Genomic DNA, 22,001 nt, shown 5'->3' with positions numbered 1-22,001 from the left:
CGGGTACGGCGGGGGGAAGGGTTCATTGCCGCTGTGTGAGGGCCGTGCTACGCGCAGGTGACTGCGGTGTGGCCAATGTGATCTCCGCCGAGGAGGCCAACAAGGGTTGCAGAAGGTTGCAGCGCCCCCCGGTCCGGCCGGGACGCGGGCGCCCGCGCCGGCTCCGGCGGACGGCCGGACCGCGCCGCTGCGGGCCGCGTCCCCGCCGCTGTAGGCTCCGCGGTATGCGGATCTCGGTCTCCTCGGACATGGACGAACCCGTGGCCCGCGCCCTGGTCGCCGAGCTGGGGCGGCGCGGCCACGAGGTGGTGGCGTACGGGGCGCTGCGGCCCGGTGACGACCCGCAGTGGGCGGCCTGCTCGGAGGCCGCCGCGCGCGAGGTCGCCGAGGGGCGCGCCGAGCAGGCGGTCGTGTGCTGCTGGACCGGCACCGGCGCCTCGATCGCCGCGAACAAGGTGCCCGGCGTGCGGGCCGCCCTGTGCACCGACGCCTACACGGCCGACGGCGCCCGCCGCTGGAACGACGCCAATGTGCTCGCCCTCAGCCTGCGCCTGACCTCCGAGCCGCTGCTCAAGGAGATCCTCGACGCCTGGTTCGCCGCCCAGCCCGGCGACGACCCCGAGGACCGGGAGAACCTGTCCCGGGTCGGCCGCCTGGACGCCGCGCGCGGCGCGTGACCCTCGTCCCCGTCGGCCCCCTGGACGCCGTGCGGGCCGGCCGGTCTCAGACGGCCGTGGCCAGGGCCGTCACGCCCAGGGCGATGAGGGCGATCACCTTCAGCAGTTCGAGGGCGATGTAGACGAAGTGGGCGCGGGAGCGAGGCGCCTCCTCACCGGCGAGGACGCCGTCGCTGCGCCGGTTGAGCACCGGACGGACCGCCGCGAGCTGCACCACCAGCAGCAGCACGGCGACCGCGGTCAGCGTGGTGACCGACGCGCCGGGCGACCCCGCGGCGACGGCCACCGCGACGGCCACGGCCAGGACGGCCTCGACGGTGTTCAGCGCGCGGAAGACCAGACGGCCGATGCCCAGACCCAGCGCCACCGTCACGCCCGGCGCGCGGAACTTCAGCGGCGCCTCCAGGAACGAGATGGCCAGCACCATGCCCAGCCAGGTGAAGACCGCGGCGCCCGCGATCGCGGCCGGTACTGCGTTCATGCGAGGTCTCCGAGGGGTCGTACGTCGGTCGTCGAGCCGCGTCGCGCCCGACGGTGCCCCGTGGTGCGTACACGCATCTCGGTCTCCGAGTGTGCCGGACGGGCCGGGCGGTGCGTGCGGCGGGGTCGGTGAGCGGGGACCTGGGCCGCAGGCGGGCCGGGGGCGCCGGGAGCACCGTCCGGCAGGGCCCGGACGCCCGGAACACCCGGACTAGGACCAAAGTCCCGGCCGGGGCCCGGACCACAGACCGCCGACGGGCGCGGGGAGCGATCTTTAGGGTGGGGGCATGTCCGACAACGAGTTCGATCTCGACACCTACCTCGACCGCATCGCCTGGCGGGGAGAGCGCCGGCCGGACGCCGCGACGCTGCGCGGCGTGCACCTGGCCCATATGCGGGGCATCCCGTTCGAGAACCTGGACGCCCTCGGCGGCACCGCCCCCTCCCTCGCCCTCCCCGACCTGACGGCGAAGATGCTGCACAGCCGGCGCGGCGGCTACTGCTACGAGCACAACACGCTCTTCGCCCACGCGCTGGAGGCCCTCGGCTTCCGGGTGACCCGCCTGGCCGCCCGTGTCGTGGTGGGCGCCGACCGGCCGGAGAGCCGCCCCCGCACGCACATGGCCCTGCTCGTCGAGGTCCCGGACGATCCGCAGCCCTACCTCGCCGACGTCGGGTTCGGGGCGATCGGCGCCCTGCTGGAGGCGGTGCCGCTCACGGCCGGCGTGGAGTTCCACGACGGCGGGCGGCGCCACCGCCTGGTCAAGGTCCCGCACCGCGGGCCGCTGCCCCTGTGGGTGCTCGAGGTGCACCGGCCGGACAAGGGCGAGGCTCCCGGCGGCGCGGGCGGCGGCTGGGAGGCGCAGTACGCGTTCACCACCGAGCCCTTCGAGCACCCCGACTTCGAGGTCATCAACTGGTACATCGCGACCCACCCGCGCTCACCGTTCAGCCGGCGGGCCTATGTGCAGCGCCTGACCGGTGACGGCCATCTCGCCCTCGACGACCGCCTGCTGACCACGACCCACGCGGACGGCACCGTCACCGAGCGCGAGCTCGCCGACGAGGCCGAGGTCCGCCGGGTGCTGGACGAGGAGTTCCGGATCACGGCGCCGGACGGGCTGACGCTGCTCGCCCGGCCCTGACCGGCTCGCTCCGGCGGGCCGTTGTCGGTGCCCGGCGCTAGTCTGCCGGTATCCGACCACTCGCCCCGTTCGGGGAGGTTTCCATGGCCTCGCGTCTCAACCCCTATCTCGGCTTCTCCGGCGACGCCCGGCAGGCGCTGGAGTTCTACCAGCAGGTCTTCGGCGGCACGCTCACGCTGAACACCTACGGTGACTTCGGGCACCCGGACGCCGCGCAGGCCGACAAGATCATGCACGGCATGCTGGAGACGTCCGCCGGCTTCACGCTCATGGCCGCCGACAATCCGCCCGAGATGCAGCGCGCCGCGGGCGACACCATCTCCGTGAGCGTCAGCGGCGACGACGAGGCCGAGCTGCGCGGCTACTGGGAGAAGCTGTCCGCGGACGCGTCGGTGACGGTCCCGCTGGACAAGCAGGCGTGGGGCGACGTCTTCGGCATGTGCACCGACCGGTTCGGCGTGCCCTGGATGATCGACATCGTCCAGTCGCAGGGCTGAGCCGACCTCCGTCGCTCTCCCGTGGCTCGTCCGCGTCCACTGGCGCTGACGGCCCGTCATCTCCCCTGGCGGGAACCACGTTTCTGTTCCCATACGGCGCAAAGGGTTGACAACGGGCGCATACTCCCGCGACGTTTGGTCAAGGTCGAGAAGTCTGCTTCTCGGCCGTCCGCGTCATGGGGGGATGGGGGAGCGATCGCATGCGATCCGTCAGCAACGCCGCGGAGAGCAGGACCGGGACCACGGACGCGCCTGCGGTGCGGTCCGGGCGGACCGCGCCCAAGGCCGGCCGGGGCGCGGCGGAGATCACGGTCCTGAGAACGGGCGAGCTGACCCAGTCCCTCGGACGGGCCTGGCACCGGGCGATGGACGAGTCGCCCGAGTACGCCAACCCGTTCCTGTCACCGGAGTTCGCGATCGGCGTCGGCAAGTACCGGGGCGGGGCCCGGGTGGCCGTCCTGCACGAGGACGGCGAGCCCGTCGGCTTCTTCCCCCACGAGCGCGGCGCCCTCGGCGTCGGCCGGGCGATCGGGCTCGGCCTGTCCGACTGCCAGGCCCTGGTGCACCGGCCCGGGGTCGGCTGGGACAGCCAGGAGCTGCTGCGGGCCTGCGGGCTCGCCAGCTTCGAGTTCGACCATCTGGTCGCGGAGCAGAAGCCGTTCGAGCACGCGATCACCGGCACCTTCGCCTCCCCGGTGATCGACCTGGAGCCCGGCGACGACAGCTGGTCCGAGTGGCTGCGCGCCACCTACCCCGGACACGCCAAGACGACCCTGAAGAAGGAGCGGCGGCTGGGGCGTGACGTGGGGGAGGTCCGGTTCGTCTTCGACGACCGCGATCCGCGGGTGCTGCGCACGCTCATGCGCTGGAAGTCCGCCCAGTACCGCCGCACCGGCCGGATGGACCGGTTCGCCCGCCCGTGGATCGTCGACCTGGTGGAGTACCTGTTCCAGGTCCGCGAGGCCTACTTCACCGGTGTGATGTCCGTCCTGTACGCCGGGGAGCGGCCGGTGGCCGTGCACTTCGGACCGCGCTCGCGCACGGTGCTCGCCGCCTGGTTCACCGCCTACGACCCCGACTGCCACCGCTACTCGCCGGGCCTGCTGATGCATCTGCGGCTGACCGAGGCGGCCCGGCACGAGGGGGTGCGGCTGGTGGACTGGGGGCGCGGCGAGAAGGAGTACAAGGACTGGCTCAAGACCCGTGACCTGCTGGTCGCCGAGGGCTTCGCCACCCGGGCGCACCCGGTGGGCGCCGCTCACCGGCTGGTGCGCCGCCCGGTGCGGGGCCTGCGCAACACCGTGCTCGCCCACCCCGCCCTGCGCGAGCCCGCCGACCGCCTGCTGAGGACCGTCGGCAGCCTGCGCCCCCAGGCCCGCCGGGAGCCAGGCGGCGACTGACCCCGGGTACGCCGCAGGCCGGCGCCCCGCGAGGGGACACCGGCCTGGTCGCCGTCGTGAGGATCAGACCGCCGGCGCGGGGTACGTCGGGTACTCGACGCCCGAGACGTGCTGGACGACCCGGATGACCTGGCACGAGTAGCCGAACTCGTTGTCGTACCACAGGTACAGGATCGCGTTGTCGCCCTCGACCTTGGTGGCACCGGCGTCCACGATCGACGCGTGGCGCGAGCCGATGAAGTCGCTGGAGACCGCGTCGGGCGCGCTGATGAAGTCGATCTGGCGGCGCAGCGGAGAGGTCAGCGACACGTCCCGCAGGTACTCCAGGACCTCCTCGCGGCTGGTCTCGCGGGCCAGCTGCAGGTTGAGGATCGCGATGGAGACGTCCGGCACGGGCACGCGGATCGAGCTGCCCGTGATCCGCGCCTTGAGGTCCGGCAGGGCCTTGGCGACGGCGGAGGCGGCACCGGTCTCGGTGATGACCATGTTCAGCGGCGCGGAGCGGCCGCGGCGCTCGGACTTGTGGTAGTTGTCCAGCAGGTTCTGGTCGTTGGTGAACGAGTGGACGGTCTCCACGTGGCCGCGCAGCACGCCGTACTCGTCGTCCATCGCCTTCAGCGGCGGCACGATCGCGTTGGTCGTGCACGAGGCGCAGGACAGGATCTGCTCGTCGGGCTTGATCGTGTCGTGGTTGACGCCGTGCACGATGTTCGGGACGTCGCCCTTGCCCGGGGCGGTCAGCACGACCTTGTCGATGCCCGGACGCAGGTGCTGCGAGAGGCCCTCGCGGTCCCGCCACTTGCCGGTGTTGTCGATGAGGATCGCGTTCTTGATGCCGTACGCCGTGTAGTCGACCTCGCTCGGGTCGTTGGCGTAGATCACCTTGATCTCGTTGCCGTTGGCGAGGATCGTGCTGTTCTCCTCGTCCACGGTGATGGTGCCCTGGAACTGGCCGTGGATGGAGTCGCGGCGCAGCAGCGAGGCGCGCTTGACGATGTCCTGGGCGCCTCCGCCGCGCACCACGATCGCGCGCAGCCGCAGGCCGTTGCCGGAACCGGCCTTCTCGATCAGCAGGCGGGCGACGAGGCGGCCGATGCGGCCGAAGCCGTAGAGGACGACGTCGCGTCCCTCGCGGCGCTCGATCTTGTTCGCGCCGGTGGCGCCGGCGACGGCCTCGGCGGTGAACTGCTCGATGCTCAGGCCGCGGTCGTCGCTCTTGTACGTCGCGGCGAGCATGCCGATGTCGATCTGGGACGGGCCGAGGTCCAGGGTGGTGAGCGCCTGCAGGAAGGGCATCGTCTCGGTGACCGAGAGTTCCTCACCGGCGATCTGACGGGCGAATCGGTGGGTCTTGAGGATGCTGACCACCGACTTGTTCACCAGGGAACGGCTGTGCAGCAGGACCGTCACGTCCCGCTCCCGGTGCAGCTTCCCGATGATCGGGATCATCGACTCCGCGATCTCCTCGCGGTGGTTCCAGTTGGTGAACGAGTCGTCGTTGACAGTCACGGGTCCAACTTTCGAGCTAGGTGGCGCTCATATGCTAACCGCATCGCCCGTTTGCTCTGTCAGGTGGTCCCGTGCGACGCCCGCCGGCACGACTCAGGACGGTGCCGCCGGCTCAGGACCGTGCCACCGGGCCAGCCGGCAACGGCAGGCCCGCCCGCAACGGCAGGCCCGCCCGCAACGGCAGGCCGGGCCGCCGGGCCCGGCACTCGCCCCGGTGCCGTGCGCTCACATGGTCGCCTGCACGGCCTCCTGGAAGGTCTTCATGCAGGGGAAACAGTGCTTGTCGGTCTCCTCGGAGCCGCGGGGTTTCTCCTCCCGTCTCGCCATTCCGCACAGCGTGGAGGTCTTGTCGGTCGTCAGGACGTGCCACACCGGTTCACCCCGGGTGTCTGCGCCGCACCACATCTCGTGCATCTCAGCTACCTCGGTTCGGAATGGGGAGGGACCATTCCATCCGAGCACGGGGGCGCTGCCCCGGCCCCTTCTCGCGGCCAGTCGGGTGACGTCACGCAGAGTCGCCGCAGGTCGGCGCCGGGGAGGGGCGTCCGGCCGCGATCGGGGCGGCGTGCCGTGCTGGGCGGCGCGCCGTGCTGGGCGGCGTGCCGTGCGGGGCGGGGGCCGGGATCAGGGGTGATGGGACCGCGTGCGGCCCCGCAGCCCGCCCCGGTCGGCGGCGCCCGGCTGGACCGGAATGCCGCCGCCGTGCCGCACCGGGGCGCCGGGACCCGCCGTGCAGCGGGCGGGCGCCGCGTCACGGGGCACGGGACCGCGCTGGTGCGCCCGCAGGGCCAGGCTGACCAGGGTCATCAGCAGGTCGATGTCCGTGTCGACCTCCAGGCGCACCGTCACCCACTGCGCCCCCGGCACCAGCCGGACCGCGGTCGCGCTGCCGAGGTCCTGCTCGAAGCGCCGTATGGCCCAGGTGGTCAGGTGCAGGTCGACGTCGCGGTCGGTGTGGAAGTGGGCGATCTCGGCCTGGGGGGAACGCAGTGCGCGGCCGGTGCCGCAACTGGGGGCGGCCTCGGAGAGATCCGCCCAGTTCGCCAGCCGGTCCATGGCTCGCAGGGCCAACGTCATGCGCTCATCATGGAGTGCTTACGGCCCGGCCACCAAGGTGTGAGCAAGACGTAACCGAACCGCAGCCTGAACGGGCACCAAAGCGTGCAACCGTCGGCTTGGCCGGAATGTCCCTCCTAGTGACACATCGGTCCCCTCTCAGGAAGACACCGGGGGGCGTCATGAACCATCCACGCCGTACGGCCGCCGTGGCGGCCACGCTTCTCACTCTGTCCGTGGCCGGCGCCACGGCCTCCGCATCCGCCTCCGCCGCCCCGCAGTCCACGGTGCCGGCCACCGCGCTGGTCACCAACGCCCGCTGGGCCGGTCACTGCACCTACGACCGGATCGTCATCGACATCCGGGGCAAGACGCCCCGCATCACCGTGACCCCGGTCGGCCAACTCCGCTACGACGCCTCGGGAAAGAAGGTTCCGCTTCCGGGACACCACTTCCTGTCCATCAGGCTCTCCCCGGCCGCGGCGCACACCCCGGCCGGCCGCTCGGTGTACCAGGGGCCGCGCCTGGTCACCCTCCGTCTGCCGCAGTTGCGGGGGCTCGCCCTGACCGGTGACTTCGAAGGCGTGGTCTCCTTCGGCGCCGCCTTCCACAGCAAGCCGCACTACCGCACCGCCGTTCACCACTTCCCGCAGCGCTTCGTCCTGGACGTCCAGCACCGCAACGTCTGCCGCTGACACGTCCCCCTGTCACTCCTCCCGGCATTCCTCCAGCCTGCGCCGGGCGTGGGCCAGGAACGCCTCCAACGCGAGATCGAAGGCGCGGTCGGCCCGGTGCGGGCCGGCCGCGTCCAGCGCCTCGGCCAGCCGTGGGGTGGCCGAGGCGTCGGCGATCTCCCACATGGCCTCGGGGGCGGCCAGGTCGAGCGCGGAGCCCAGCACCACGTTCTCCAGCGCGACGAGCACCGGCATGACCTCGGCGGTGGGAAAGCCCGCGGACTGCAGCAGGGTGACGGCCCGTTCGTACTGCTGGAGCACCCGCGGGGCCCGCACGGGGTTCGTCATCAGCAGCGGGATGGCCTTCGGGTGCGCCGCGAACGCGGCCCGGTAGGCGCGGGCCCACCCCGCCAGCGCCGCGTCCCAGGGGCGCGCGTCGAGCGTGGTGATGTCGATGGACCGCGCCACCCGCTCACGCAGCAGCTCCACGATGCCGTCGCGGCCGTCCACGTGGTGGTAGACGGAGCCGGTCTGCACCCCGAGCCGTCGCGCGATCTGCGGAACGCTGAACTCCCCCTGCTCGTCCACGAGTTCCAGCGCGGTGCTGGTGATGCGCTCCCGGTCCAGCAGGGGTGTGCGCGGCCGTCCCATGTCTTCTCGTTCTCCTCGGGGTCTTCCCAGCTGTCTGAAGAGGAGGTTACATTGCGCAAACCGAAAGCCTTTCGGTTTACGGCGCCGGAGACCCCGTACGCCCGTGCCCTGCCCCCTGCCCGCAGCTCAGAATGGCTCCGCCGTGCCCGACACCCCCGCCTCGCCCCCGCCCGCCGCGTCGCTGAGAAGCGGCTCGCTCGGCACCGCCGACATCGCGTTCTTCGTCGTCTCCGCCGCCGCCCCGCTGACCGTCATGGCCGGTGTCGCCCCGCTCGCGATCCTGCTCGGCGGCATCGGCGCCCCGGTCGGCTATCTGATCGCCGGGGTCACCCTCGCCGTCTTCGCGATCGGCTTCACCACCCTGAGCCGCCATGTGCACGGCGGCGGCGCCTTCTACGCCTACATCACCCGCGGCCTCGGCCGCCGCGTCGGCGTGGGAGCCGCCCTGCTCGCCCTGATCGGCTACAACGGCATGGAGATCGGCGTCTACGGCCTCCTCGGCACCGCCACCCGCGACACCGTGCAGGCGCTGTCCGGCACCCACGTGCCCTGGCTGCCCGTGTCCCTCGCCGGCCTGCTGCTCATCGGCTACGGCGGCTACCGCTCCATCGACTTCGGCGCCAAGGTGCTCGGCGTGCTGCTGGTCGCCGAGACCGGCATCCTCGTCCTCCTCGCCGCCGGAGTGCTGCTCAAGGGCGGCGCGCACGGCCTGTCCGCGGCCTCCTTCGCCCCCGGCAACGTGTTCGTGCCCGGCACCGCCGCCGTCCTCGCGTTCGCCTTCGCCGCGTTCACCGGCTTCGAGTCGACCGTCATCTACCGCCGCGAGGCCCGCGACCCCGACCGCACGGTGCCCCGCGCCACGTACATCGCCGTCGGCTTCCTCGGCCTCTTCTACGCCTTCGTCGTGTGGATCGCGATCCAGGCCTTCGGCGACAGCCACGTCGTCGAGGCGGCCGGCAAGGACCCCGCCGGGCTGTTCTTCTCCGCCATCACCACCTACGTCGGCGGCTGGGCGTCCGACGTCATGCATGTCCTGATCGTCACCAGCGTCCTCGCGTCCCTGCTCTCCTTCCACAACGCCATCAACCGCTACGGCCTCGCCCTCGCCGAGGAGGGCGTCCTGCCCAAGGCGCTGGCCCGCGTCCACTCCCGCCACGGCTCGCCCTACGTCGCCGGGATCGCCCAGACCGTGCTCGGCGCGCTCGTCGTCGTCGCCTTCGCCGCGGCCGGCGCCGACCCGTACGGACAGCTGCTGCTGTGGGTCAACACCCCCGGCATGCTCGGCCTGCTGGCGCTGCAACTGCTGGCGGCGCTCGCCATCCCCTGCTACTTCCGGCGCGTCCGCCACAGCGAGGGCGTCCTGCGCACCGTGGTCGCGCCCGTGGCCGCCGTGGTGCTCCTGGCCACCGCCATCGCCCTGGTGATCACCCACCTCGACCTGTTCACCGGCGCCTCCGCGACCGTGAACACCGTCCTCGCCGCCGTCGTCCCGGCCGTGTTCCTGCTCGGCCTCGCGCTCGCCGGCTGGCTGCGCCGACACCGCCCCGAGGTGTACGCCGGCTTCGCGGCCGAACCCGGCGGCGATCCCGTGGACGCCGGCCCCGCACCGGCCGCCCTCGTCCGCGACTGACCCCGACCACCCTCCCGCCGGGACCACCCGTCCCGTCCCGGCCCGTTCGAGCGCAAGGAGATCCATGCCCACCGCCGACCTCGTCCTCACCGGCGCCCGCGTCCGCACCCTCGACCCGGACCGCCCCGAGGCCCGTGCGGTCGCCGTACGCGACGGAGTCATCGCCGCCGTCGGCGACGACAGCGACGTACGCGACTGGTGCGGGACCGGCACGGAGGTCGTGGACCTGCACGGCGCCTCGCTGGTGCCGGGCCTGGTGGACGGCCACAGCCACCCGGTGTGGGGCCTGGAGATGACCAGCGGCACCGACCTCTCCCACGTCCGCGACCTCGAAGGCCTGCGCGCCGCGCTCGCCACGGCGCCCCGCACCGACGGCTGGGTCCTCGGCTGGGGCCTGGACCACAACGTCTTCGGCGGCCGCCCCGTCGACCGCGCCCTCATCGAGGACGTCCTGGACGGTGCCCCGGCCTTCCTGCGCCTGTACGACGGCCACTCCGCCCTCGCCTCCGGCACGGCCCTGAAGGCCGCCGGCATCACCGGCCCGCGCGCCTTCGCCCAGCGCTCCACCATCGCCACCGACGCCGACGGCCGGCTCACCGGGCACCTCGTCGAGCACGCCGCCATGGACCTCGTCCACGAGGTCGCGCCCCGGCTGCCGTACGCCGAACGGCGGGCGCGGCTGGTCGAGTTGCTGACCGGCATGGCCGCCACCGGCCTCACCGGCGCCCACGTCATGGACGGCGGGGACACCGATCTGCTGGACGCCGTCGCGGCGGAGACCGTCCTGCCGGTACGGCTGCGCTTCGCGCCCTGGTGCATGCCGGGCGCCGACCGCGCCGCCCTGGAGGAACTGGTCGCACTCCAGCAGCGCGGCGGACGGCACTGGCGGGTCGGGGGCGTGAAGTTCTTCATGGACGGCACCGTCGAGGGCGGTACCGCCTGGCTGGAGCACCCCGACTGCCACGGCCAGGGCACCGAGGCGTTCTGGCCCGACCCCGAGGCCTACAGCGACGCCGTCCGCTTCCTGCACCGCGCCGGGGTGCGCACCGCCACCCACGCCATCGGCGACGCGGCCGTCCGGCACGTCCTGGACACCGTCGAGACCCTGGGGGAGGACGCCCGGTTCGCGCACCGGATCGAGCACATCGAGTCCGTGCCCGACGACATCGTCGGCCGCTTCACCGCGCTCGGCGTGATCGCCTCCATGCAGCCCCCGCACACCGCCTACACCCGCCCCGATCGCACCGACGAGTGGTCCACCCGGCTGGGCCGGGACCGCGCCGGGCGCGCCTGGCGGCTGCGCGATCTGCGGGACGCCGGCGCGGTCCTCGCCCTCGGCTCCGACTGGCCCATCGCCCACTACGACGCCCGCGCGGTCCTCGCCACCGCCCGCGCACCGCGCGGTGCCGCCTCCGACCGCGCCGGGCTGACGGGCCTGCAGGCCCTGGAGGGCTGCACCACCCACGCGGCCCTCGCCGCCGGTGAGCAGGCCGTCGCCGGGCGGATCGCCGTCGGCCTGCGCGCCGACCTCACCGCGCTCGGCGTCGACCCGGTCGACGCCCCGGCCGACGAGGTCGCCGACGCGCCCGTGCCGCTGACCGTGACCGGCGGCCACATCGTGCACCGAACGGCCGTCTGAGCGCCCACAGTTGGCCGACGCGCGCCTCACCGCCGCCGCGCCGCCCCACCCACACTGCCGGTACGACGGCAGGGGAGGCGGCGTGGCGGCAGGGCGTGGACGCGGCGGGTCCGCCCGCGGGCGCGGGACGGCGGCGTACGGCGGCGGCCTGGCCGCCCTGGTGCTGGTGGGCGCGTCCGCCGGGTGGCCGTACGCCCTCGGTGCCGCCCTGGTCGCGGCACTCGCGGCGGCCGGCTGGTGGCTGTGGCGCACCGACCGCGGCGTGCGCCGGCTCGACCGGCGGTGGCGGTGGGAGGAGGCGGTCGAGGCGGGCCGGCGCGGCCTCGCCGCCGTCGACGCGCTGACCGGGGGCGAGTTCGAGGAGCTGGTCGCCGCTCTGTGCCGGCGCGACGGATGCACGCGGGTGCGGCGCGTCGGCGGCGCCTACGACGGCGGCGCCGACGTGGTCGGGCGGCTCCCCGACGGGCGGACGATGGTCGTCCAGTGCAAGCGCTACGCCCCGAGCCGCACCGTGGCCAGCCGTGAACTGCGCGATCTGCTCGGCGCGAAGGTGCATTTCGGCGCCGACGTCGCCGTGTTCGTCACGACCACCCGGTTCAGCCGTCCCGCCGAGGACTTCGCCCGCCACAACGGGATCCTCGCCGTCCACCGCGACCTCCTCGGCCTGTGGCACCAGGGCACCCCCCTGCCGGCGCTCGGCGCGCTGAACGGCCGCGGCCAGGGCGACACCCGCCACCGGGCGCGTTGGCGACAGGCCTACGGGAAGTAGCCGCACGCCCACCCGCGGCACGGAACGGCACGGCAGGGAACTGCAGGGCACGGCACGGAACGGAACGGGTCACCGGCCTCGCCGCACGGATCCGGCGAGGAGACCGGGCCCGCCACCGCGCGGGTCCGTCTGCGGCTGAGGGGCAGCCGGCCTGCTGCCGCGGCGACCGGGATTCCGTGCGGAACGCCTTACGGGTGGTGCGGCGCGGTGGCGCGCGGGCGTGGTATGCCGGGCGGCGGGACGCGCGTGAGGTGGGCCGCGGCCGCACGGGACGTGCGGCGGGGGGTGAGGCGGGCGACCTCGTCGGGGCTCAGCCCCAGCAGCCGCCCCACGTCGCCCGGACCGACCCCCAGCGTGTCGACCAGGATCCGCACGGCCGTCGCGACCGCCTCGCGCTCCGCGGCCACCGCGGCCTCCCGGCGCCGGCGCGCTCCCGCGACCGCGTCCAGCTCGGGCGCCAGCTCCGGGACCACCAGACGCACCGCGACCTGGTCCGGCCGGGTGCCGAGGGCCTCGGCGAGCAGGGCGCGGGCCAGGTCCTCCGCCTCGTCCAGCGTGCGGCACTGGCTGTGCAGGCCATGGCCGGGGACGTCGAGCGCCCACCAGCGGCCCATGCGGTGCAGGCGCACCTCGTGAGGGCGCGTCATGGACGGCCGCCCGTCAGCCGAGGCACACCACGAGCAGGCACAGCTGGTCCTGCGACGGCGTCGTGCTCGACGGCGAGGTCGCCGTGGGCGCGGGGGCGGGCGCGGTCGGGGCGGTGCCGCCGCCGGAGCCGGACGGCGCCGTGGGCTGCGTGGCAGGCGGCGTCGACGTGCCGCCGGCGGGGACGGTGTCCTGGACGCCGGACGGCTGCCGCGGCACGACGGCGTGCGGCTGGGGAGCGGCGTGGGCCACCGGCTGCGCCGGGACCGCGCTCTGCGGCCGGACGCGGGTCGCCGGTGCCGCGCTCGGTGCCGAGGCGGCGTCCGTGTGCCCCGCCGAGGGCGCGGATCCCGCCGTACGGCCCGGCGCGGAGGGGGCGGCAGAACCGCGCGGCCCGGGGCCGGCGGGCGGCGCGTACCCCTGCGCCGGTTCCTCGGCGACGCCCATGCTCCGCTCGTCGGGGGTGGTGGCGGCCTGCGCCCGGCTGCCGGAGCCGCGGTCCAGGGCGGTCACCGTCAGGCCGCCGCCGACCAGCGCGACCGCGGTCGCCACCGCCGCCCGGCGCCGGTTCTTCTGCCAGCGCGCCCGCTGCCGGCGCCGCGCGGCCCGGCCCGTCGGCGCGGTACCGCCGTCGAAGGCGACGTCCGCGTCCTGCTCGACGGTGCCCGGCGCACCCGGGGAGGCGTCGTCGTCGGGGAAGGCCGCGGCCGCCGTCTCCCAGGCCGCGGCGGTGCCCACCGGGCCTGAGGCCGGCGGTCCGGGCAGGGACACCCGCCCTGCGGACGGCGCGGGGCCGAGGGAGTCGGCGCCGAGGGCCGGGTCGATGTCCGGCGCGTAGGCACCGCACCCGGGGCACACCAGGGCGCCGTTGAGGTGGCGACGGCACGAGGAGCAGTAATCCATCTGCGTCTTCCTGACGGTGATACGGACGGCCAGTCACGCTAACGAGCCTTTCGAAAGGCTGTGTGAAGCCCTCGTGAGGCTCCTGCACGGATCCTCGGGCGACCTCGCGAGCCCCACCGGCCGCTTCCGGCCCCACAGGCAACCCGAGTGCGGCCCGGCAAGGGGACAGCCCCCTCGGCGCGTTCGCCGAGGGGGCTGTCCGTGTGCGGCAGGGCTGTCGCCGCCTGTGTCACCTGCCGCCGTGGCAGCCGAGCTGGGCGTCGATCTGCTCCGCGGTCTTGACGCCGTCGCGGGTCCAGAACTCTCCGGCCCTCAACGACGCCTTCCTGATCGCGGGCAGATCGAGGACGTCACCGAGCCCGTCCCCCGAGGGGTCCGTGTAGCCGATGTCCAGGATCTCGGGGACGCTCGCCGGCGGACCGGCGTGCTGCGCGAAGCCCTCGCCGGACCACAGCCGGACGACCCCTTGCCGGGCCGCCGGCGTCACCGGTCCGGAGGCCCACCACACGGTGCGTGGCCTCTCCCGCTTGTCCTCGAAGTCCGTCACGTCGACCCGGCGCACGTGGTCCGAGGCGCACAGGGGAATCCGGACGACGATCGTCCCCCCTTCGGCCCGGGCACCGAACGCCGGCGGGTCCGCCGGATCCGAGGGCACCAGCCCGCACCCGGCCCCGAGCAGGGCGATCGCCCCGGCCAGGACCGGACGGAGGGCCGCACGGCGGATCAGCAACGGTAACCACCCCACCTCAGGTTGGCCTGACGCTCGTACCGGTTGTGGCAGGGATTCCGGCCCGCCCGGTAGTACCGGATGATGAAGCCCAGACCGTAGCGGCGCCACTGCCGGACATGGATCTTCTCGTGCCGGATCCGGTTGCGCGAGATGTAGGCCCGGTTGTTCGAGGTGAAGTAGGTGTTGCCGATCGTGGTGCCGCCGCGCGCGTGGAACCCGGCGCCGCCCCGGCAGACCCGCAGGCCGTACCGGTACGAGCAGTGGTAGCCGAAGAACCGGCTGCCGAGCCGGGACATGCCGTACCCGAGCGCGTTGGCGGACCAGCGGTTGAACTTGCGCTTCAGCCGCTTGAACCAGCCCCACCGGCCGTCGAGGTCGTAGCGGTTGAGCGGGTCACCGTTGCAGTACTCGTAGGCGTTGGCGTTGCCGCCGGGGACCGGGTCGGTGCTCAGGAAGCGTCCGGTGGCCGGGTCGTAGAGGCGCACGCCCATGAGCGTGGCGCCGGTGACCGTCTCGCTGGAGCGCTGCTTGCCGCCGAGCCAGCCGTAGCGGGCCGCGGTGGCGTCGCCCTCGGCGTTGCCGTACTCGTCGTAGGCGAACGTGGTGGGGGCCTGCGTGGTGTCCAGCGGCAGCTGGACCGTCACATCGCCGTGCACGTCCGTCAGTTCCAGCACGGTGTCACCGGTGGCGCTGGTGACGGCGCCGAGGTCGCCGCCGATGCCCTGGACGTTGCGGGAGAGCACCGAGGGGGTCTCCTGGATCCAGTCCGGGCTGTCGCCGTCGGCGCCGTAGTGGTTGGTCTTGGACCCGGTCTGGGTCCAGGTGCCGTCGCTGCCCTGGGTCTCGGTGGTCCAGGAGCCGAGGCGGCCGGCCGCGTCCAGGTTCCAGGTCTGCCGGCTGGTGCCGGAGGTCTGCTGCCGCACGAGGTCGTTGGCCCAATAACCGATCGTGGCGCCGGAGGCCTGCGTGGTGGTGCGGCCGAAGGCGTCGTAGACGGTGCCCGCGGTCACCAGACGGTCCGCGCTGTCGTAGGAGTACGACGTCGTGGTGGCGCCGGTGGAGGTGCAGGCGGCGCCGACGTCCGCGCGGGCGACGGCGAGCGCGGTGCGGTTGGTGTTGCCGTCGAAGGTGTAGTCGCGGCGGGTGCAGACGCCGTCCGGGTCGGTGTCGTCGGCCCGGGTGAGCCGGCCGGCCGCGTCGTAGCCGTAGGCACGGCTGCGGCTGAGTCCGGCGGTGTCCGCGTCGGCCACGACCTGCCCGTGGACGCTCTCGTCGGTCGTGTCGGCGGCGACGGTGGTGCCGTCGCTGTCCCTGGTGTACGTCCGCGAGACGGTCGCGCCGGTCTCGTCCTGGCCGACGGTCAGGGTGTAACCGCCGGGCAGGGACTGGGTGGCCAGGTCGCCGTCCGCGTCGTAGGTCGCGGAGAACGTGCCCGCGACCGAGTCGGTGCGGGAGGTCTCCAGACCGCGCGGGTCCTTGGCGGTGTCGTAGGCGTAGGTGGTGGTCGACGGGGCGGAGTCGGTCGTCCTCACCGGCCGGCCCAGCGCGTCGTAGCTGGTGGTGGCGGTGTTGCCGGCGCCGTCGTCGTAGGAGATCTCCCGTCCGAGGGTGTCGTAGGTGTGGGTGATGGTCTGCCCGTTGGAGGTGACCGTGGCGACGTCACCGCTGTCCGGGGTGTACGTGGTCGTGGTGTCCGGCACCGCCGTGCCCACGCCGCCCGTCACGGACGTCTTGATCGGCCGGCCGGCCGCGTCGAAGGAGACGGTGGTGGTGCGGCTGACCGCGCCCGCGGTCTCCGTGGTCTTGGCGGTGTTGCCCCAGCGGTCGTACTCGACCGTCCTGGTGGGCAGGTCGGCCGGGTTGGAGCCGCCGCCGGTGACGGTGCCGGCCGGGCCGGTGGAGCACACCAGGTCGGCCCATTCCGGGCGGCCGGCGCAGGCGCCGGTGCCGGTGGCGGACCAGTAGGTGGTGACGGTGGTGCCCGCGTCCGAGCCGTTCGACTTCGGCAGGGTGGTCCGGGTGACCCGGCCCTGCGCGTCGTAGGAGGTCGTCCTCTTCAGCGCGAGCCCCGCCGGGTCGGTGATCGTCGCGGTGGGCAGGCCCTTGACCCAGTCGTACTCGGTGCGGGTGGTGCGCACGTCCGCGTCGGCGGCGTACCCGTCGACGTAGGCACCCACGCTGGTGGTGGTGACCTGGTTGGCGACGGTGGCGGTGCCGTCGGTGGGACGGCCCTCGTCGTAGGTGTTGACGGTGTGCTGCCGCGCGGCGACCTGGGTGCCGGCCGGCAGGTCGGTGCCGCCGGCGGGCGCCTTCAGCGTGGAGGTCAGGGTCACCTGGTGCAGCGGCCCGTACTCGTCGGTCTGGCGCAGGCCGTCGGCGGAGTACACCGAGCGCGTCGACAGCAGTTCGGCGCGGTCGGCGGGGGTGAGCTGGTCGATGCTGAGCGCGACCTGCTCCGCCTGGCCGCTGCCGCCGGTGGCCAGCGCCAGTTCGCGGTTGGCGGCGGTCAGTTCCCGCACGGTGTTGCCGAACCGGTCGTACTCGGTGGTGGTGATGTGCCCACCGGGCGTGGCGGTGTCGACCTCGCGGCCGGAGTTGTCGGTGTAGGTGACGGTGGCCCGCTTGTAGTCCGCGGCGGTCAGCGCCGCGCCGCTGTGCGACAGCGGCACCGCGTCGGCCGGGAAGACGGCCGTGGCGTCCGTCGGCACATCGGTCTGGCCCCAGGCGGCGACGTCCGACGTCCCCATCGCGTACGGCGCGCCGGCGCCGGTCAGCGGGACGTCGTAGACCACGCTGGTGGTGGCGTTGGTGCCGTCGGGGGTGTTCTTGGTGCCCGCGGTGAGGTTCGGGCGGGAGGCGGCGAGCAGCATGCCGTCACCGGCCGTGGCGGCGTTGCCGGCCTTGCCGTAGGTGAACGTCCAGGCCAGCTCGCCGGGCGGGGTCAGGGTGGCGACGCGTCCGGCGGAGTCGTAGGTGTAGGCGGTCTTCAGCGCGGGGCTGATCCGCGGGTCCCACTCCTCGCGCAGACGGCCGGAGCTGTCGTAGGCGTACTGGGCGACGACCGTGGCGGTCGCCGTGGCGGCACCCGGGTCGGTGGCCCATTGCCTGATCTGCTTCACCTGGCCGGTGAAGTCGCCGAGCGCCGTCGAGGTGGCGGTGGTGGAGGCCGCGTAGACGAACTCCAGCATCCGGCAGCCCTTCGCCGACGGCGTCGTCTCGCACGTGGCGGCGGAGACGGCCGAGGTCGGGGCGATCACGTACTTCGGGCGGGCCAGGGTGGAGGTGCCGGCGGTGACCTTCTCCGAGACCACCTTGGTGGTGGAGTTGTCGGTGGGCAGGTAGGTGCTGGACACCTGCCAGGTCGTGGCCGCCGGGTCCACCTTGGCGAAGGTGGTCGTGCTGCCCTCGTCGTCCTTCAGCGTGAACGAGCCGGTCAGCGATCCGGTCAGGGTCAGGTCCTCCGAGCCCGGCTCGGGCTTCCAGCCGCCGGAGGAGGTCGCGGTGAAGCCGGTCTCGTCGCCGTCCACGTCGACCAGCGCGAGGGAGGTCGCCGAGGTCTTGCGGACGTACGCCCAGTCGGAGTCGGTGATCTCGGCGGTGGTGCCGGAGGTCCACTGCGGGCCGAAGATGGCCACCTGGCCCTCCGCGTCGGCACCCGCGGCCGGGCGGCGCGAGGAGGCGGTGCGGGTCACCGTCAGGTCGAAACCGGAGGCGTCCGTGGCCGAGAGCGTGTAGTCACCGGTCAGCGCGTTCACCGACCCCGGGCCGACCTCCTGGCTCGGCGCGGTGCCCGCGTTGCGGTCGACGGTGACCGTGTGCGGCTGGGAGTACGCCGTGGTCGTGCCGTCGGTGAAGGCGGCGCGCACGTCGACCGGGCCGTCCTGCGTCAGGGACGTGGTGACGTTCCAGGTGAGCGCCGCGGGGGAGCCGCCCGACACGGCGAGCGGCCAGGCGGGGACGGATGAGCCGTCCGCCGAGCGGGTCACGTCGGCGACCGGCACGTCGTGCCAGGAGTCGGTCTCACCGCGGCGGTACTGGTAGGTGACGCCGGTGTAGGTGGTCTTGCCGGTGGCGGTCAGGGAGACCCGGCGGGCGGCGCTGTCGCCGTCGCCCGGGGTGAGCAGACCGGCCCCGTTGCCGACGCCGAAGGCGTAGGCGGTGGCGGAGGTGGAGACGTTGCCGCCGGAGTCGACGGTCTTGGCGTACAGCTTGTGCCAGTCCTCACCCGGCTTGATGGTGACGGTGAGCGGGTCGCCGCCGGTGCCGTCGGTGGTGTCGTAGACGCGGCCCGGCACCGAGGAGTCGTCCAGACCCCAGTAGTAGCCCATGCCGTCCGTGGAGGAGGTGTCCAGCGTGCAGGTGGCACCGCTGTCGCTGGTCGCGGTCCAGGTGTTCTCGCTGTACGGCGTGCAGGAGATGGCCGGCGCGGCCGGCAGCGCGGTGTTCAGCACGAAGGTGGTGTAGCCCGACCACGCGCCGTAGTCCGTGCCGTCGTAGCCGCGCACCCGGAAGCGCAGGTGCTTGCCGGCCGGGAAGGCGTTCGCCGAGGGGACGGTCAGCGTGGAGGCGGAGCCCGAGGCGACCGTCTTGCCCAGCGCGGTGTAGGAGTACGTGGTGTCCGCGTACGCCGGGTCCGCGGTGATCTCGAACTGCGCCTGGGCGTTGCCGCCGTCGGCGTCCGTCACCTTCGCGGACAGGGTCGGCGTCAGCGAGGTGACGTACGTCTTGCCGTTGTAGGGGTTGGGAAAGTTCGGGGAGATCGCCGCCGAGGAGGTGGTGGCGTAGGAGTTGTAGGTCACCGACAGCTTCGGCGCGTACCCGGCGGTGGAGTAGTTCGCCGAGCGGAAGCGGCGCCAGCTGGTGGAGTCCGTCTCGTCCGCGCTGCGCAGCTGGATGCCGTAGTTGGTGCTGCCGTTGGCCCACGACTGGACCATCGACTGCAGGTTCCAGTTCGACCAGGCGGCCGGGCAGGACGAGGAGTAGCCCCAGTGGCCGGTGTTGGTCGCCATGTCCGTCGTCGTGGTGGAGGGCTGGGCGCCCCAGGTGATCGACGAGGAGGACCAGGTGGAGGTGATCCGCTTGGCCTGGGTGGCGGCGCCGGAGGTGGAGCAGGTCGCCGAGTAGTAGTTGTACAGCGACATCGTCGCCGCCGTGATGTGCTTGCCGGCGAGCTTGGAGACGTCGAACTTCAGGTACGCGCGGGCGGTGTCGCTGCCCCCGTCGTAGGTGCCCGACTTCAGCTCCTCGGAGGAGACCTGGGAGTCGGGGTAGTCCGGGTTCTGCACCCAGGTGTCGGTGGTGACGGCCAGGGTCGTGGTCGGGTCCACCGTGACCGGGTACGTGGCCTTCGCGAGGAAGTCCCGGTCCGGGGTCAGCACGAGGGTCTGCCTGCCGTCGGCGGCGGTCTCCACGCGCGTGGCGACCTGCCGGCGGTGCGCGGACTCGCCCGACGCCCGGTCCAGGGAGGCGTCCCACATCATCGGCGCCGGTGCCTCGGCGACCAGCGCGCCCGCCGCGTCCTTGAGCAGCAGGTGCCCGGAGGCGGCCTGCGACAGCTTCAGCCCGGCCAGGTCCAGCGGGATGCGGTACGACACCGCGTCGCCCGCCGGCCGCTGCGTGAGCCGTATGTTCTCCGAGAAGCCCTGGGCGAGGGCCGTCACGGACAGCGTCTGCCCGCCGCCGAGGTCGTAGGTGGCGGTGTTGTGGTGGACGGCCGGCGCCGGCAGCTTGCTGTGCCAGCCGAGCCCGAAGGACGCCTTGCCCTTGCGCACCGAGGCGAGGTGCTGGTCCCCGCCGTCGGAGACCGCGATCGCGGCGGCCGCGGCGGCGGGCGTGAGGTCGGCGCCGGTGTCGGACAGGGCGGTGTCGATGTTCTTCCACACCGTTCCCTGCTTCACGCGGACCGGCCCGGCGTACGCCTCGGTCTGCATCTGCCCGTTCGGCAGCGCGTACGTCGAGGAGTCCGCCGTGCGCGCGGACAGCACCTCGATCCTGCGGTGCTGCAGGCGGGCCATGAGCACCGCCGAGGCCGCGTCCTGCGCCTCGGCCGGGCCCTGCGCGCGGGGCGTGCCCGACGACGCGGTGCGGGCCGGGGTGCCGCCGGCGAAGGCGAGGCCGGTGTCCTGCGACACCAGGGCCGTCTCCAGCGCGAGCAGGGTGACCACGCCGAGGGCGGTGCGGCGCAGCCGGGCCGTGCGGAGCCTGTTCCCTCCAGGGCTGCCCGAGCTCCTGGATCTGTGACGCTTCATCAGCTTCCTCTCTGGCACTCCGTTGTACGGAGCCAACAGAAACGGGCTGATTTTCACAGAGGTGATCACGGGGTGACTGTCTGGTTGCCATGAACATTCCAGGAACGCTCAACAAACGTTCAAGGGGAGGGAAAGTGCGCGCCCGGCCGACGTGCTGATTGCCCCCAAGTCCTGTTCCCCTTGCGTGCATTGCCCCCTTCGGTCCGCCCTTGGCGATGGTCGGGGAGGGGGTGTGAGTTCCCCGCGGCGGGCCAAGACTTTCCCAAGAAATGAAGGAAGAAGTGGATCAATGGGAGGGATCACATGGTCGAGGGGTGTACATCCGCCGACCGGTGTGAAGGGGGTGTTTTCCGGCCGCCGGAAGGACGGCTCACGTCCCGCCGGCGGCGGTCCCGTGGTGATCAGGCGCGGTCGCGCGTGCGGGTCTCCGCCAGGAAGCCGGTGAGCAGCCGCAGCCACTCGGCGGGTCGCTCCACGAACGGCAGGTGACCGGTGGGCAGTTCGGCCACCCGTGCGTGCGGCAGCGCGTCGGCGAGCCGGCGCTGCAGGGCCGGGTGGACGAGCGGATCGCCGGTGGTGACCACCACCAGCGTGGGCACGGTGATGCGGGCCAGGTCGGCGCGTACGTCGATGGTGCGCACCAGGGCGACGTGGTCACCGGTGCCGACCGGCAGCCCGGCGGCCAACCCCTCGATGCTCTCCCGCAGTTGGCCGGGCGTGAGGGCGTTCAGGGCGGGCTCGCTCAGCGTCATCAGCGTCATGTAGGCGGCCAGCAGGTCGTGCTGCCCGCTGTCGTGGAGCCGCTGCCAGAGGGACGCGGCGAGTTCCGTGCGGCGGTCGGCGTGCGCGAAGGAGGCGGTGAGGGCGAGAGCCTCGACCCGCTCGGGGTGGCGGACCGCGAGCCGTATCGCGACCGGGCCGCCGAGGGAGTACCCGCTGACGGCGAAGGTGCCGAGCCCCTCCGCGTCGGCCGCCGCGACCAGCTGGTCGGCGAGCTCGTCCAGGCTGAGCGGCTCCTGGGCCCGGGGGGTGGCGCCGGTACCCGGGTAGTCCACGCCGACGACGGTACGGTCCGCCGCCAGCCCCTCCATGATCGGCCCGTAGTTGGCCTGGACGCTGCCGCTCGCGCCGTGCGCCAGCAGCAGTCCCGGGCGGCCCGGGCCCCGGCCGTGCACGGTGCGGGCGTAGGCGGGTGTGACGGATGTGGGCATGGCGGGTCCTCCCGTGGGCTGATCGGTCGTGGGCGGCGCACAGCTGTAGCGATCGTGGGCGGCGCACAGCTGTAGCGATCGCTAAAGCAGGCGTCGGGCAGGACCGTAGCAGTGATCTTTAGTGTTCGCTACAGCTC

General features: G+C 73.4%; 18 protein-coding genes. 8 read left to right on the top strand and 10 right to left on the bottom strand.

Annotated elements, in window-relative coordinates:
* Positions 1–224: 224 nt before the first annotated feature.
* Positions 225–677 carry an RpiB/LacA/LacB family sugar-phosphate isomerase gene (locus ACF1AL_RS03955; protein ID WP_366839648.1) on the top strand — a complete coding sequence of 151 codons (453 nt, stop codon included), beginning with the start codon at positions 225–227 and terminating at the stop codon, positions 675–677.
* Positions 678–723: 46 nt separating this feature from the next.
* Here ACF1AL_RS03955 and ACF1AL_RS03950 read toward each other — a convergent pair whose 3' ends face one another.
* Positions 724–1,158 carry a hypothetical protein gene (locus ACF1AL_RS03950; protein ID WP_391779988.1) on the bottom strand — a complete coding sequence of 145 codons (435 nt, stop codon included), beginning with the start codon at positions 1,156–1,158 and terminating at the stop codon, positions 724–726.
* Between the two features lie 286 nt (positions 1,159–1,444).
* Here ACF1AL_RS03950 and ACF1AL_RS03945 point away from each other — a divergent pair, with 286 nt between their 5' ends.
* The 3 genes from ACF1AL_RS03945 (at position 1,445) to ACF1AL_RS03935 (ending at position 4,199) form a co-directional block, all read left to right on the top strand.
* On the top strand, positions 1,445–2,302 hold the full coding sequence (locus tag ACF1AL_RS03945) for an arylamine N-acetyltransferase (protein WP_391779989.1): 858 nt from the start codon (positions 1,445–1,447) through the stop codon (positions 2,300–2,302).
* 83 nt (positions 2,303–2,385) lie between these two features.
* Positions 2,386–2,799, top strand: coding sequence for a VOC family protein (locus ACF1AL_RS03940; protein WP_391779990.1), 414 nt, complete (start codon positions 2,386–2,388; stop codon positions 2,797–2,799).
* Positions 2,800–2,999: 200 nt separating this feature from the next.
* A complete protein-coding gene (locus tag ACF1AL_RS03935) occupies positions 3,000–4,199 on the top strand; it encodes a GNAT family N-acetyltransferase (RefSeq protein WP_391779991.1) in 1,200 nt (399 codons plus the stop codon).
* A 63-nt stretch (positions 4,200–4,262) separates the two neighbouring features.
* Here ACF1AL_RS03935 and ACF1AL_RS03930 read toward each other — a convergent pair whose 3' ends face one another.
* The 3 genes from ACF1AL_RS03930 to ACF1AL_RS03920 all read right to left on the bottom strand — a co-directional run bounded on the left by ACF1AL_RS03930 (position 4,263) and on the right by ACF1AL_RS03920 (position 6,785).
* A complete protein-coding gene (locus tag ACF1AL_RS03930; RefSeq protein ID WP_366839643.1) occupies positions 4,263–5,708 on the bottom strand; it encodes a glyceraldehyde-3-phosphate dehydrogenase in 1,446 nt (481 codons plus the stop codon).
* 225 nt (positions 5,709–5,933) lie between these two features.
* Positions 5,934–6,122: a hypothetical protein gene (locus ACF1AL_RS03925; RefSeq protein ID WP_366839642.1), complete on the bottom strand. Its 189-nt coding sequence runs from the start codon at positions 6,120–6,122 to the stop codon at positions 5,934–5,936.
* Positions 6,123–6,332: 210 nt separating this feature from the next.
* A complete protein-coding gene (locus ACF1AL_RS03920; protein ID WP_391705875.1) occupies positions 6,333–6,785 on the bottom strand; it encodes a luciferase family protein in 453 nt (150 codons plus the stop codon).
* Between the two features lie 161 nt (positions 6,786–6,946).
* Between ACF1AL_RS03920 and ACF1AL_RS03915 the strand changes: the two genes are divergently transcribed.
* Positions 6,947–7,459 (top strand): hypothetical protein, encoded by a 513-nt coding sequence (locus ACF1AL_RS03915; RefSeq protein WP_391705872.1) that lies wholly within the window; start codon positions 6,947–6,949, stop codon positions 7,457–7,459.
* A 12-nt stretch (positions 7,460–7,471) separates the two neighbouring features.
* On the opposite strand, the gene ACF1AL_RS03910 is transcribed toward ACF1AL_RS03915, so the two are convergent.
* On the bottom strand, positions 7,472–8,089 hold the full coding sequence (locus ACF1AL_RS03910) for a TetR/AcrR family transcriptional regulator (RefSeq protein ID WP_391661492.1): 618 nt from the start codon (positions 8,087–8,089) through the stop codon (positions 7,472–7,474).
* Between the two features lie 142 nt (positions 8,090–8,231).
* Here ACF1AL_RS03910 and ACF1AL_RS03905 point away from each other — a divergent pair, with 142 nt between their 5' ends.
* The 3 genes from ACF1AL_RS03905 (at position 8,232) to ACF1AL_RS03895 (ending at position 12,127) form a co-directional block, all read left to right on the top strand.
* Entirely contained in the window at positions 8,232–9,719 is a 1,488-nt protein-coding gene (locus ACF1AL_RS03905; RefSeq protein WP_386420630.1) for an APC family permease, read from the top strand.
* Between the two features lie 64 nt (positions 9,720–9,783).
* Positions 9,784–11,358, top strand: coding sequence for an amidohydrolase (locus ACF1AL_RS03900; RefSeq protein WP_391779992.1), 1,575 nt, complete (start codon positions 9,784–9,786; stop codon positions 11,356–11,358).
* A gap of 82 nt (positions 11,359–11,440) precedes the next feature.
* On the top strand, positions 11,441–12,127 hold the full coding sequence (locus ACF1AL_RS03895) for a restriction endonuclease (protein ID WP_391779993.1): 687 nt from the start codon (positions 11,441–11,443) through the stop codon (positions 12,125–12,127).
* Between the two features lie 188 nt (positions 12,128–12,315).
* Here ACF1AL_RS03895 and ACF1AL_RS03890 read toward each other — a convergent pair whose 3' ends face one another.
* The 5 genes from ACF1AL_RS03890 to ACF1AL_RS03870 all read right to left on the bottom strand — a co-directional run bounded on the left by ACF1AL_RS03890 (position 12,316) and on the right by ACF1AL_RS03870 (position 21,864).
* Positions 12,316–12,774, bottom strand: coding sequence for a hypothetical protein (locus tag ACF1AL_RS03890; RefSeq protein WP_391705859.1), 459 nt, complete (start codon positions 12,772–12,774; stop codon positions 12,316–12,318).
* A gap of 13 nt (positions 12,775–12,787) precedes the next feature.
* Entirely contained in the window at positions 12,788–13,675 is an 888-nt protein-coding gene (locus tag ACF1AL_RS03885) for a hypothetical protein (protein ID WP_391779994.1), read from the bottom strand.
* 229 nt (positions 13,676–13,904) lie between these two features.
* Positions 13,905–14,405: a hypothetical protein gene (locus tag ACF1AL_RS03880; RefSeq protein WP_391779995.1), complete on the bottom strand. Its 501-nt coding sequence runs from the start codon at positions 14,403–14,405 to the stop codon at positions 13,905–13,907.
* On the bottom strand, positions 14,399–20,653 hold the full coding sequence (locus ACF1AL_RS03875; RefSeq protein ID WP_391779996.1) for a DNRLRE domain-containing protein: 6,255 nt from the start codon (positions 20,651–20,653) through the stop codon (positions 14,399–14,401). Before ACF1AL_RS03875 ends, ACF1AL_RS03880 begins: the two co-directional genes overlap by 7 nt.
* A 401-nt stretch (positions 20,654–21,054) precedes the next feature.
* Positions 21,055–21,864: an alpha/beta fold hydrolase gene (locus ACF1AL_RS03870; protein WP_391705847.1), complete on the bottom strand. Its 810-nt coding sequence runs from the start codon at positions 21,862–21,864 to the stop codon at positions 21,055–21,057.
* Between the last annotated feature and the right edge of the window lie 137 nt (positions 21,865–22,001).

The sequence above is a fragment of the Streptomyces sp. NPDC014801 genome (genome assembly GCF_043082085.1).
GTDB lineage: Bacteria > Actinomycetota > Actinomycetes > Streptomycetales > Streptomycetaceae > Streptomyces.
The sequence above is the reverse complement of the archived record's forward strand: the minus strand, read 5'-3'. Positions and strand labels throughout refer to the sequence as shown.